The organism is Candidatus Weimeria sp. HCP3S3_B5 (assembly GCF_052064335.1).
GTDB lineage: Bacteria > Bacillota > Clostridia > Lachnospirales > Lachnospiraceae > Weimeria.
In genome coordinates this window covers 16,480-30,038 of the sequence record NZ_JBQHVU010000006.1, presented here as the reverse complement: position 1 = coordinate 30,038, position 13,559 = coordinate 16,480, and the positions used below count along the sequence as shown (strand labels likewise).

Sequence of the window (13,559 nt, the reverse complement as noted above, 5' to 3'; positions counted from 1 at the left end):
CCGAAAGCCTGTAGGTAAGAGCGAGTCGAAGACGAAGCTCGAATCCGAAGCGAGGTCGTTCTCTGAGATTGGTGAGAACAAGCCGTAAGGCGTAGTTCGAACCTAGCGAAGAGAACTTCCTTATAGGCGAAGCTTGAGCTTAGCGAGCAGAACTTCATTATTATCGAGAGCGAGCCATAGGCGAAGCTCGAATTTAGCGAAAAGAACTTCCTTGTTAATGAGACCGAGCTGACAAGCGAAGGTCGAACCTAGCGAAGAGAACTTCCTTATAGGCGAAGCTTGAGCTTAGCGAGCAGAACTTCATTGTTAGCGAGAACGAGTCGAAGACGAAGTTCGAGCTTAACGAAGACAGCTTCTTTGTTAACAAAAACAGCATCTTTGTGGCAGATCCATTGGTTTTGGATCTGTCCTTTTTTATTATAGATCAGATACTTTAGAACAGTCACACTCCACTAACCCCTAAGCCCTCTACCCTAACCCCTTTCACCTTTCCCTTGCCTATGCTATAATACCCCTATGAATAACAAGGTATTACACACTCTGGAATTTGATAAGATAACAAGCCGCCTTGCTGATAAGGCGACCTCACAGAAGGGTAAGGAGTATTGCCGGCTGATAAGGCCGGTCAGTGATCCGGAAAAGATAAGGGCAAGGCTTAAGGAAACAGGTGATGCTCTGCACCGTATCTACGCTAAGGGGCCTCTTTCCCTTTCCGGTATAAATGACCCCCATGTCTATACGAAAAGACTTGATATAGGAGGTACGCTTAATGCAGAGGAGCTTCTTGATGTAGCCTCCCTCCTGCAGGTGGCTTCTAGGGCGAAGGGGTATGGAGAGGACGATGGTCAGGAGGCGTCTGACAGCCTGAGCCGGTATTTTGATGGTCTTGATCCGATCGATCCGCTGAGAAATGAGATCAGCCGCTGCATAATAAGTGAGGACGAGATCTCATCTGATGCCTCACCAGCTCTGCGCTCGATCAGACGGCAGCTGTCACTTATGGGTGAGCGTGTCAGGTCCAAGATGACAGAGATAATGAATGCCAGGAGAGAGTGTCTTTCTGATGCGGTAATTACCATGCGTGATGACAGATACTGTCTGCCAGTAAGAGCCGAGTACAAGAACAGCCTGCCCGGAATAGTCCATGATCAGTCAGGATCAGGAGCCACGATCTTTATAGAACCATCAGCTGTCGTCTCTCTTAATAATGAGGCCAGGGAGCTCGAGCTTAAGGAGCAGGAGGAGATAAGACGGATCATTGCGGAGCTTTCGGCCAGGGTAAATGAGGCCTCAGGTGCCCTAACAGAGGATTTCAAGATACTGTCGGAGCTTGACTTTATTTTCGCAAAGGGCTCTCTTGCCTGGGAGGAGAATGCTTTTGCACCGGTTCTTAATACGGAGGGCCGGATAGATCTGAAAAAAGCCAGACATCCGCTTCTCGATCCAGAGAAGGTCATGCCTATAGATGTAAATCTGGGTCAGAGCTTCGATCAGTTGATCATCACTGGACCAAATACTGGAGGAAAGACAGTCTCCCTAAAGACAGTCGGGCTTCTTACCCTTATGGCCTGCGCCGGGCTCTATATACCTGCGGCCGACAGGTCGGAGATTGCAGTTTTTAATGATGTATATGCTGATATAGGGGACGAGCAGTCTATAGAGCAGTCACTTTCCACATTCAGCTCTCATATGACAAATATAGTCGAAATCCTGCGTCAGGTAGGTCTGCCGCAGAAGGGAGGACGCAGCGCACTGGTGCTTTTCGATGAGCTCTGTGCCGGAACGGATCCGTCCGAGGGGGCAGCCCTTTCGGAGGCTATCCTAAGTGAGCTCCACCGGACCCATATCAGGACCATGGCAACTACCCACTATCCGGAGCTAAAGGCATATGCTCTTACGACAGATGGGGTTGAGAATGCCTGCATGGAATTTTCCATGGAGACACTTTCTCCGACCTACAGGCTCCTTATCGGGATTCCGGGAAAGTCCAACGCCTTTGCCATAAGCAGGAAGCTGGGACTTTCTGACAGTATAATAGATGATGCAGCCTCCAGAATGAAGCAGGAGGATACGGATTTCGAGGATCTGGTCACAGACCTGGAGATAAAGCACAGCGAGGCAAGCCGGGCCAGGGAGGAGGCAGGCCGTGCCAGGAAGGAGGCAGAGCGTCTCCTTCAGTCGGCTAAGGAAAAGGAAGCCGCACTAAGCGACAGAAGGGATGATATTATCTCAAGGGCCAATGCCGAGGCTGCAGAGATCCTGAAGCGCGCCAAGGACGAGGCCGACCGGGTTATTAGAAATTTCAACAAATATGGATCAGCAGCTCCGGATATGGCTGCTATGGAGAAGCAGCGTAGCGCGATAGGAGAATCGATAAAGGCTCATCAGGGAAAAGCGGTGCTAAAGCCGAAGAAGTCAGTGTCGGTAAAGGCAAAGAAGCCGGATGCAAAGAAGCTTCGGATCGGTGACGATGTGATCGTCCTCTCAATGAATCTAAAAGGAACAGTGCATACTCTTCCGGATGCCAGGGGTAATCTGACCGTCCAGATGGGTATAATGCGTTCAAAGGTAAATATTGACGACATAGCTCTTGTAAATGAGGATCAGACCAGGTCGAAAAAGCAGTCAGGCTCAAGCCGCCGGTCCATGAGCAAGGCCGGCTCCATGTCAGCCGAGCTCATGCTTATAGGTATGAATTCTGATGAGGCCATCCGGACCCTTGACAAGTATTTGGACGATGCCCGCCTCTCTCATCTCTCGACTGTCCGCATAGTCCATGGTAAGGGAAGCGGTATCCTGAGAAAGGCCGTCCATGACTACCTGTCCCGCCAGAAGGACATAAAGGATTACCATCTGGCTGCCTATGGCGAGGGAGATACCGGAGTGACAGTGGTGGAGCTGGGATAAGGGACTTCTTTATGGATTTTGGTAAGGATAAGAGCCACCGGGAGCTGATACCGTCCTTTGTGGCCTCTGTGGCCACAGGAGTATACCGCTGCGGCATAAAGGATGGAATGAGTGATCTGCGAAGCCTATCAGACGAGGCAGCAGATCTGCTGCTGCATGGGCTGAAAGGCGGCAAAAGAACCATATGAATTTATTGCCCCGCAGTGCGGGGCTTTTTTTATTTGAATCCCGTCCCGGCATCGGGTATAATTTTCCTGTTGATAATGAATTAAAAGAGGCTACAGATGCAGGATTATTTTATAAGGATAAAGAGAGGCGAGGGCCGGTCCTTAAAGAAGGGCGGAGCCTGGATATTCGACAATGAGATAGACGAGGAGCCGGGAGGGGCAGCTGACGGAGAGATGGTAAGGGTGCTCGACTTCGATGATTTCTTTCTGGGATGGGGAGTCTACAACAGCGCCTCAAAGATCAGGGTCAGGATCCTCTCACGCTACAGGGAGGAGAAGCCGGATCGTGGATTCTTTAAGGAAAAGGTAAGGCGGGCTCTGAGTTACCGTGAGAATGTGGTCGATATGAGCGCATGCAGGCTGATCTTTTCGGAGGCTGACGGCTTTCCGGGATTTGTGGCGGATAAGTATGATGATCTGCTGGTAATAGAGTCGCTTTCACTAGGAATGGACAGGATAAAGCCTGTGATCCTCTCGCTGCTCCTTGATGAGCTTGGGGGCATGGGCTTTCATATCAGAGGGATCTATGAGAGATCAGATGCAGCGGTCAGGAAGAAGGAGGGGATGAAGCCCTTCAAGGGCTGGCTGTATACAGAGGCAGAGGGCTTTATAGAGGAGCCCTTTAACGACATGGAAAGAGAGTGGTATCCGTCGGGAGAGTTTCCTGACCGTTTGGAAAGTCCATTGGCTCAGATAGTAGAAAACGGAGTAAGCTATCGGGTTGATGTGGAAAATGGACAGAAGACCGGATTTTTCCTCGATCAGAAGTACAACCGCCTCCTGATTCAGAAGCTCGCCAAGGGGAAAACTGTGCTCGACTGCTTTACCCATATGGGGACATTTGCCCTGAATGCTGCAAGAGGCGGGGCCGCTTCAGTGCTGGGACTTGACATATCAGAGCTGGCAATATCCCAGGCCAGGGACAATGCGGCCATAAACGGCCTGTCTGATATAGCCCGCTTTGAGGTCGCAGATGTACTTGATGCCCTGCCGGACCTTCGCAGGAAGGGAGAAAGGTTTGACCTTGTGATCCTCGATCCTCCGGCATTTACCAAGTCGAGGAATACTGTAAAGCAGGCCGAGAAGGGCTACCGCGAGATAAACCGCGAGGGTATGCTTCTGGTAAAGGACGGAGGCTTCCTTGCGACCTGCTCATGCTCTCACTTCATGACAGAGGAGCTCCTTCGCAGGGTCATATCCCAGGCGGCCATATCAGCCCACAAAAGACTCCGTCAGGTCTCATACAGCGCCCAGTCTCCTGACCATCCCTATCTCTGGGGACTTGATTCCAGCTTCTATCTGAAGTTTTTCATCTTCCAGGTCACATCTGAGGTATAAATGCCTTTGGGGAGGCTATAAACATCCTCCCCGACATAGCCAGGTGGGGCATGTCAATCCAGCGCTGCTTGTCACTGCAAAAGCCTCTTTTGCTGCCGTGGGCAGCGTTTTTTAGCAGGGGATCGCCAAGGATAGTGCTGCAGTCACTTATAGCGTCCGCGATCTCAGCCTCTCCGCAGGGACTTATGACCTCAGAGAAGATGAGACCATGGCTCTTTGTCTCAGTAGCAGCGATAAGGCGTACTTTTTTCCCCGGGTGAGAAAGCGAAAAGGAGGCAGCCGCAGAGCCCATCATCACAGGCTCACCTATAAATGCAGTGACAGGGGAGGCCTCATTTCTTATTTTCCACTGGGACACGCCCAGAATGTCCATATACACATTTTCACAAGAACCTGATTCCATGGCTGCGTAGAGAGAGTCTATTGTTTTTCTCTGAAAGAGGTCCAAAGAGGCTGAAGGGGAGGTCGAAAAGACCGGGTTTCCTATCACATAAGGAATGCCGTAATTCCTGTAGAGATAGTCGGCGGCAAGGATACCGGTAGAGGAGACGACAAGGGATACGTCTGCAAGGACGGCTCTTTCTATGGAACCGGCGGAATGGCGGGCACTCCCTCTTCCCCAGTTTGATGCGACAGTAAGCCCGGCATCCTCCAGAAGGGAATAGAGACAGTCGATCTGGCTCTCATAGGGGAATTCAAAGGGAGTAAGTCCCAGCAGGTTTACTGATTTCCCTGACCTGGCAGCAGAAAGCCTTTCAGAGGTGAGAAACCTTCTGGCCAGAGCCAGAAAGGCATTGGCAGCACCTGTGGTGTAATCATGCATGGCATTGGTCGGGACATAGAAGGTCCTGATACCGGATCTAAGCTCTATTAACCTTGTGATGGCAGAGAAATCGGTCCCTATTATGTCTGGAACAGGTGAGTTGCAGACCGCAATGAATGAAGGACGCTGCTTTAATGAGGAGAGAGCAGAGAGAGTATCATTGATAAGACGGCTGTCATTGCCTCTTATCGCGTCGCTTTCGCGAAGGCCGGAGATATAGATCAGGCTTTCCTTTTTCTCCCAGCGCAGCTCATCGTGGGTATTATAGGTGGAGTTACAGCCGCTTGGATCATGGATCACAGTCATGCCGCCCATCTCATAGAGGGCGGATGCAGCGCCGGAGACGTCACCGGAGTATACAGGTATATGAGTAAAGGTTTTCTTTTTGAAATCAGCTCTGTTCATGAAAAACATTATGGACCATTATGCCAGGAAAGGCAAGAGCCGGCAGTGCCTCTTTATTTTTCCGGGGATCCGTGTTAGAATATGAAAACAGCTGAAATTTGAGCTTGATTATGGAGGATATATGAAGATCCTGATAGTTGAAGATGAATTTGCTCTTGCAGATGCCTTGAGAGACAGGCTTACTCAGGAGAATTATGATGTGGATATAGCCTCTGACGGAGTCAGTGGATGTGACAGGGCTATGACCGGAGCCTACGATATAGTGATAATGGACGGTATGCTGCCGGGTAAGGACGGGACCGAGATCATCTATGAGATGAGGAAGGCAAAGGTTACGACACCGGTCCTTATGCTTACTGCCCGGTCGTCTCTTGTTGACAAGCTGAAGGGTCTTGACGCCGGAGCCGATGACTACATGACCAAGCCGTTCGAGGTCGAGGAGCTTCTGGCAAGGCTTAGGGCCCTTATCAGGAGGAACTACGGCAGTGAGGATGATGTGGTCAGAGCAGGCAACTTAAGCCTCGACAGGAGGAATGCTTCCCTGATGAATTCAGACACCAGACAGACCATATCTCTTGCCGGAAAGGAATTCAAGATACTAGAATACTTCCTCGAGAATCCGGGCAAGGCCCTGACCAGGGAGCAGATCTCCGAGAGGATCTGGGGAAATGCAGATAATGTCGAATACAATAATGTCGAGGTCTATGTATCCTTCATCAGGAAGAAGATCAAGTTCTTAAAGGCAGACGTATGTATCCGTGCAGTCCGCGGTGTTGGCTACAGGCTTGATGTAGAGGCAGTCAATGATAAAGAAACTACAGCGAAGGATTGAGCTGATCCTCTCGATCACCATGTCCTCGATAGTCATCATCATTCTGGCCTTCGCCTTTGCCTCCCAGTACAATGAGAATTCAGTGACACTCGACAAGCATCTGAGACGGGCTGAGGATGCCTCCTATGATGCCTATTACGACAGCATCCTTGGTCTTAGAATGAAGGAGGCAGGAGACGATACCAGACAGGACAACTCGAGCTATGCCTATCCTGAGTCTCCTTCCTATGCAGTGTTTATAGAGAGGAACGGAAAGGAGGATCCGGACGACTCGATAGCAAACGAGGCATCCGGAGATGCCGGCAAGGTAAAGGTCGGGAACAATAATAAGGGCATAGCGGTAGTTCAGAATGCTGATGCTGATATGGATGATATAGAGGCCCTGGGTTTCCAGATGAAGGAAACGGGGAACGACTCGGGTGACTATTCGCATTATCGTTTCTCCATAAGGGAGGTCGAGGATGTGACCCAGATCACATTCATCGATACCGATATTGTAAGGCACAGACTGATCCCGGTATTTGCTCTTACAGGCATGATAGCGGCAGCGGGCATGGCAGCCGTTATAATAGTAAGCATACTGCTGGCCAGATATCTGGTACAGCCGATAGAGGAAAATATGAGGAGGCAGAGAGCCTTTGTAGCCGATGCTTCCCATGAGCTTAAGACCCCTCTTGCAGTAGTCGATGTGAATATCGACATGGCCAGATCGACAAAGGACAATGACAAGTATCTGGGATACATAAAGGGCGAGACAGGGAAGATGAACCGGCTTATTCAGGAGCTTCTGACTCTCGCCTCGGCAGAGGATGCAGATCCGGGAAAGGATCATGAGGTATTCGATCTGTCGGAGACCATAGAGGGAGTGATCCTGCCATTCGAGGCGGCGGCGTTTGAACATGGCGTGACGATCGAGCAGAAGATAGAGCGCGGTATAAGACTAGTCGGCAATCCTATAGATATAAGCAGGATGGCAGAGACCCTGATCGAGAATGCGATAGGTCATGCCTCATCTGGTACAAGTGTCGATGTGGGACTTTCTGAGAGCGGCAGGCATATAATCTTTACGGTAGGAAATCACGGGGAGACCATATCGCCTGAGGCCCAGAAGCACCTGTTCGAGAGGTTTTACAGGGTCGATAAGGCCAGAAACAGGAAGGAAGGCCATTTCGGACTTGGACTTGCCATAGCCAAGGCCATAGTCGACAGACACAATGGAAGCATTGCAGTCGAAAGCGAAGACGGTTATACTACATTTACAGTGACCCTGCATAAATGACAGGGATAGATATAAAGGGGCGTCTTCGGATGTCTCTGATCAGACTGACACAAGTCATAGGAGGTAACTTTATATGAGAAAGCATATCAAAGGAAATGTATCATGGATCGGATATCTGGACTGGGAGCTTCAGAAGTTCCACGGGGATGACTTCACGATCCACAACGGAAGCTCGCAGAACGCATACCTTATAGAGGAGGAGAAGACTATCCTTATGGATACAGTCTGGGCTCCTCATCAGTTCGAGTACATCGAGAATCTGAAGAGGGAGACAGATATTACAAAGATCGACGCTATAGTCGTACAGCATGGGGAGTGCGATCACTCAGGCACACTTCCGGCTCTTATGAAGGAAAGACCTGACCTTCCTATCTACTGCAGTGCAAATGCAGTGAAGTCACTTGAGGGACAGTGGGGTAAGCATGGCTGGGATTTCCATGTGGTAAAGACAGGGGACAGCCTTGATATAGGAAACGGCAAGAAGCTTATCTTTGTAGAGATGCCATTCCTTCACTGGCCGGATTCAATAGCTACATTCATGACAGGAGACAATATCCTCTTCTCAATGGATGCCTTCGGTCAGCACTACGCAGTCGGAGAGATGTATGCAGATCTCGCCGATCAGGATACACTCTGGCATGAGGCACTCAGATATTATGCCAATATAGTTTCTCCATTTGCTCCTATGGTCACGAAGAAGGTAAAGGAGCTTAAGGCCATGGATCTCCCTGTAGAGATGATCGCGCCGTCTCATGGGGCTATCTGGAGGAAGGATCCTATGCAGATAGTAGATGCCTATGAGAGGTGGGCAAGCCAGCCTGAGGAGAACAGGATCACGGTGGTCTATGGGACCATGTGGCACGGCACAGAGAAGCTTGCTCATGCGATCGCCGACCAGATCTCCCTGAAGTCCCCTGACACGATCGTCAAGGTCTATAATGTGGACCATACACCTAAGGACGATATAGCCTCTGAGGTCTTCCGTTCAAAGGCGGTTGCGATCGGATCTCCGACTATCCTGAACGGAGTGCTTGACGGAGTGGCAGCCTTTACCTATTATCTGAAATCCTTGAAGCTTAAGAAGGGCAGAAAGGCGGCAGTATTCGGCTGCTACGGATGGAGCGGAGAGGGTAACAGGGTCCTCCGCGAGATGATGACAGAGGCAGGATTCGATGTGGTAGACACAGAGATAAAGTGTTCATGGAATCCTTGCGATGACGATATCGATAAGGCAGAGGAGATAGCAGAGGCTCTGATCAGTGACAAGGCTCCTGCCGCAAAGGAGAAGGAGGCTTCATCCTCTTCGGGCGAGAAGTGGAGATGCCCTTGCGGATACATCTATGATCCTGCCAAGGGAGATCCTGAGCACGGAGTGCCTGCAGGCACACCATGGGAGAAGGTACCGGATGACTGGAGCTGCCCGGTATGTCATCTTCCTAAGAGCGCATTCAAGAAGGTGGAGGAATAAGACAAAGGAGTTTGACTGATGAAGCTTGCGAAGACCTACGATCCGAAGGAGATCGAAGACAGACTTTATAAGAAATGGGAGGAGAACGGATACTTCCACGCTGAGGTGGACAAGAGAAAGAAGCCGTTTACTATAGTGATGCCGCCTCCGAATATCACCGGAAAGCTGCATATGGGACATGCTCTCGACAACACCATGCAGGATATACTGATCCGCTTCAAGAGGATGCAGGGCTATGAGGCACTCTGGCAGCCGGGCACCGATCATGCAGCTATAGCTACAGAGGTAAAGGTCACAAATGCCCTGAAGGAAAAGGGCATAGATAAGGCCGAGATAGGCAGGGAGGCTTTCCTTGACTACTGCTGGAAGTGGAGAGAGGAATACGGCCGTACCATTATCGGTCAGCTGAAGAAGCTCGGAAGCTCCGCAGACTGGGAGCGTGAGAGATTCACTATGGATGAGGGCTGCTCAAGGGCTGTCGAGGAGGTCTTTGTCAGACTCTATGAGAAGGGATATATCTACAAGGGCTCAAGGATCATTAACTGGTGTCCTAAGTGCCAGACCTCTCTCTCGGATGCAGAGGTAGAACATGTCGATCAGGACGGATTCTTCTGGCATATCAACTACCCTGTAAAGGGCGAGAAAGGCAGATTCGTAGAGATAGCAACTACCCGTCCTGAGACTCTGCTCGGAGACACAGCAGTAGCTGTAAACCCTGACGATAAGAGATATAAGGATATAGTAGGAAAGACCCTCCTGCTTCCTCTCACGGACAGGGAGATCCCTGTCATCGCAGACTCATATGTGGACAAGGAATTCGGAACAGGCTGTGTGAAGATCACTCCGGCTCACGATCCGAATGACTTCGAGGTAGGAAAGCGTCATGATCTTGAGGAGATCAATATCCTAAACGATGACGGAACTATGAACGATAAGTGCGGCAAATACGCCGGCATGGATCGTTATGAAGCAAGGAAGGCCATGGTGGATGATCTTGACAGGCTTGGCCTTCTGGTAAAGGTAGTTCCTCATACCCATGCTGTTGGTACCCACGACAGATGTCATACTACTGTAGAGCCTATGGTAAAGCCTCAGTGGTTTGTCCGCATGAAGGAGATGGGAGAGGCTGCACTTAGGGCAGGGCAGGAGGGCGAGGTAAGCTTCGTCCCTGACAACTATATCAAGACCTATGAGCACTGGCTTTCAGGGATCAGGGACTGGTGTATCTCCCGTCAGCTCTGGTGGGGTCACAGGATCCCGGCCTACTACTGTGATGACTGTGGCGAGATGGTCGTACAGAGAGGCGGAGCACCGGAGGTCTGCCCTAAGTGCGGCGGTAAGCATTTCACTCAGGATCCTGATACCCTTGATACCTGGTTTTCATCAGCCCTCTGGCCTTTCGAGACACTTGGATGGCCTGATGAGACAGAGGATTACAAGTATTTCTATCCTACAGACGTGCTTGTGACAGGATATGACATCATCTTTTTCTGGGTTATAAGGATGGTCTTCTCGGCGATAGAGCAGACAGGGAAGGTGCCATTCCACCATGTCCTTATACATGGACTTGTCCGTGATGACAAGGGCCGCAAGATGTCAAAGTCTCTCGGAAATGGAATAGACCCTCTCGAGGTCATAGACAAGTATGGAGCAGATGCCCTGCGTCTTACCCTGATGACAGGAAACGCACCTGGCAATGATATGAGGTTCTACTGGGAAAGGGTCCAGAATTCCAGGAACTTTGCCAATAAGGTCTGGAACGCCTCGAGATTCATCCAGATGAATCTCGATGGATGCTCTCTCTATGATCCGAAGCCGGAGGACTTTAGGACAGAGGACAGGGCTATAGTTTCTCTTGTGAATACCCTTGTGAAGGACGTCACGGACAACATGGAGAAGTACGAGCTCGGTGTTGCGGTAGGAAAGGTCTATGATTTCATCTGGGACGAGTTCTGCGACTGGTATATAGAGATGGTAAAGCCGCGTATCTATGCGAAGGATACCGATCCGGCTTCAGCCAATGCAGCACTTTTCACACTGAAGAATGTGCTCTCTATTGCCTTAAAGCTCCTTCATCCATATATGCCGTTCATCACAGAGGAGATCTTTACCTCAATGAATCCGCAGATAGATACCATAATGACATCAGGCTGGCCTGTATACGAAGAGGACGCATATGATGCAGAGGCAGAGGAGATCTACGGCAGGGCCAAGGAAATAGTAAAGGGTATGCGTGCCTTAAGGAAGGATATGAATGTCCCGAATTCAAAGAAGGCGAGCCTCTTTATCGTCTCCACGAACAAAAAGGTGGCTTCAGTCCTTTCTGAAAATAAGGATCTCTATGCCGGACTCTGCGCAGCAGCTGATGTTACAGTAAAAGCAGACAATAAGGGCATAGATGAAAAGAGTGTATCCTTTGTGATCGCAGATGCCACCTGCTTTGTGCCGCTTAACGAGCTTGTCGATATGGACAAGGAAAGAGAGAGGCTTTTGAAGGAAGAAAAGCGCCTTTCCGGCGAGCTTAAGAGATCAGAGAGTATGCTTGGCAACAAGCGTTTCCTCGAGAAGGCTCCTGCCGAAAAGGTAGCCGAGGAAAAGGACAAGCTTGCAAGATATACCCAGATGATGGAAGACGTAAGGAAGAGGCTTTCCGAGCTTATGGCCTGAGGAAATAAAATGTTGGATTTTGACGAGGAACTTAAGAACTTCAAACCCAGTATGGAGATAAGAGAAGCCGAGGATGCTATCCGTGATACCGACCTTACCGATATGATCGATATCTTAAAGGAGATGACCGGTGCAGACCGCCCAGATAAGGGCAGCGCCGGGAGGTGACCATGGAGAAGTGTTTCTACTGCAAGAGCCCCATAAGCGAGGAACAGGACAGATGTCCTTCATGCGGAGCGAGTCAGAAGGCATACCGTATGATCATGGACTCATCTGAGATGGCCTACAATGAAGGTCTGGAGAGAGCTTGTGAGCATGATCTGTCAAGGGCAATAGAGTCCCTCTCCCGTGCAGTCAGATTTAACAAGAGAAATATCAAGGCCAGAAATCTGCTTGGACTTGTATATATGGAGTACGGAGAGCCTGTACTGGCACTGAGGGAATGGGTGATCGCAAAGAACTTTGCCCCTGACGATGAGCTCTCAGACAAGTATCTGAATTCAGTAAGCCAGGACGTGGGACTTTTCGACAGGATAGATACGGCTACCCGCCGTTTCAATACAGCGCTTAAGTATTGCCAGAGCGGCTCTACTGATCTGGCTCTTATAGAGATAAAGAGAGTAATCCATGACAATCCCGGAATGGTAAAGGCCAGACAGCTTACGGCTCTTCTCTATATAAATGACAAGCAGTACAGCAAGGCCTATAACGAGCTTAAGGAAGCAGAGAAGGTCGACTGGAACAATCCTCTGACGGCCCGCTACATAAAGGAAGTAAAGAAGCATCTGGTGCCGGAGAAGAAGCACCGGGAGAAGAAGGTCCGCCGCCAGACCATAGAGTATAACGACGGCCATGACGTAGTGATGATCCCGCGCCAGACATTTATAGAGGCGCTTGACAATTCAAAGAGCGGTCTGTTCAATATTCTGCTTGGAATCGCGATCGGAGTCCTATGCTTTATATTCGTGGTCACTCCTACTATAAGGATCCGGGAAAACGAAAAAGCAAGGACAGCCCTTATCACAGCCAATAATAAGGCAGCAAGCTCCAAGAGCGACGCAGCGACGCTTAAGAAGCAGGTTGACGAGCTTAAGAGCCAGCTTGACAGATATGAGGGACAGTCTGATGTAAAGGGATCATATGAGTCACTTCTTGAGAGCTATAGCAAATCCCAGGATGAAGACTATGATTCAGCTTCAAATGATCTATCAGATGTGAATCAGGATCTTCTCGACAAGAACGGAAAGGCCCTCTACAAGACAGTATCAGATACGGTCGATCAGAAGGTCTGCGAGAAGAAATACACCGAGGGCCGCCAGGCCTTCGCCAGACATGACTATAAGGCAGCCATAGAGGCTTTTTCACAGGTGGTAAAGCTTGATGATTCATATGAGAATGGAGATGCGCTTTACCGGCTTGCTGAGGCCTATGAGGACAATGGCGACAAGGATAATGCGATAAAGTATTATAATAAGGTTGTAGATAAATATGCTGACTCATATAAGGGCCGAAGCTCTGCGAGAAAGATACAGACGCTTCAGTCATCTGAGGGCGAATAGAGACCACAGTCCGGATTTTTCCGGGCTGTTTTTTTACATACTTAAAGAACTGTT

General features: G+C 49.8%; 10 protein-coding genes. 9 read left to right on the top strand and 1 reads right to left on the bottom strand.

All coding sequences use genetic code 11. The annotated features are described in order from the left end of the window. Positions 1-516: 516 nt before the first annotated feature. From ACTNCK_RS04265 to ACTNCK_RS04255, 3 genes are all read left to right on the top strand, one after another. Positions 517-2,907 (top strand): endonuclease MutS2, encoded by a 2,391-nt coding sequence (locus ACTNCK_RS04265; RefSeq protein ID WP_441081160.1) that lies wholly within the window; start codon positions 517-519, stop codon positions 2,905-2,907. A gap of 11 nt (positions 2,908-2,918) precedes the next feature. Then, on the top strand, positions 2,919-3,095 hold the full coding sequence (locus ACTNCK_RS04260) for a hypothetical protein (protein WP_441081159.1): 177 nt from the start codon (positions 2,919-2,921) through the stop codon (positions 3,093-3,095). Between the two features lie 96 nt (positions 3,096-3,191). Next, complete coding sequence (locus ACTNCK_RS04255) at positions 3,192-4,472, top strand: class I SAM-dependent rRNA methyltransferase (protein ID WP_441081158.1); 1,281 nt, start codon at positions 3,192-3,194, stop codon at positions 4,470-4,472. Here ACTNCK_RS04255 and ACTNCK_RS04250 read toward each other — a convergent pair. Then, the gene (locus tag ACTNCK_RS04250) at positions 4,456-5,700 is read right to left on the bottom strand and encodes a nitrogenase component 1 (protein WP_441081157.1); all 1,245 of its coding nucleotides are present in this window, start codon (positions 5,698-5,700) and stop codon (positions 4,456-4,458) included. The genes ACTNCK_RS04255 and ACTNCK_RS04250 overlap by 17 nt on opposite strands. 121 nt (positions 5,701-5,821) lie before the next feature. Between ACTNCK_RS04250 and ACTNCK_RS04245 the strand changes: the two genes are divergently transcribed. The 6 genes from ACTNCK_RS04245 to ACTNCK_RS04220 all read left to right on the top strand — a co-directional run bounded on the left by ACTNCK_RS04245 (position 5,822) and on the right by ACTNCK_RS04220 (position 13,505). Beyond that, on the top strand, positions 5,822-6,532 hold the full coding sequence (locus ACTNCK_RS04245; protein ID WP_441081156.1) for a response regulator transcription factor: 711 nt from the start codon (positions 5,822-5,824) through the stop codon (positions 6,530-6,532). Further along, entirely contained in the window at positions 6,504-7,811 is a 1,308-nt protein-coding gene (locus ACTNCK_RS04240) for a sensor histidine kinase (RefSeq protein ID WP_441081155.1), read from the top strand. Before ACTNCK_RS04245 ends, ACTNCK_RS04240 begins: the two co-directional genes overlap by 29 nt. Before the next feature lie 73 nt (positions 7,812-7,884). Continuing rightward, positions 7,885-9,279 carry a rubredoxin gene (locus tag ACTNCK_RS04235; RefSeq protein ID WP_441081154.1) on the top strand — a complete coding sequence of 465 codons (1,395 nt, stop codon included), beginning with the start codon at positions 7,885-7,887 and terminating at the stop codon, positions 9,277-9,279. Between the two features lie 18 nt (positions 9,280-9,297). Further along, positions 9,298-11,946, top strand: a complete 2,649-nt coding sequence (locus ACTNCK_RS04230) for a valine--tRNA ligase (RefSeq protein ID WP_441081152.1) — start codon at positions 9,298-9,300, stop codon at positions 11,944-11,946. Positions 11,947-11,955: 9 nt separating this feature from the next. After that, positions 11,956-12,114, top strand: a complete 159-nt coding sequence (locus tag ACTNCK_RS04225) for a hypothetical protein (protein ID WP_441081150.1) — start codon at positions 11,956-11,958, stop codon at positions 12,112-12,114. Positions 12,115-12,116: 2 nt separating this feature from the next. After that, on the top strand, positions 12,117-13,505 hold the full coding sequence (locus ACTNCK_RS04220) for a tetratricopeptide repeat protein (protein ID WP_441081148.1): 1,389 nt from the start codon (positions 12,117-12,119) through the stop codon (positions 13,503-13,505). Positions 13,506-13,559: the final 54 nt, after the last annotated feature.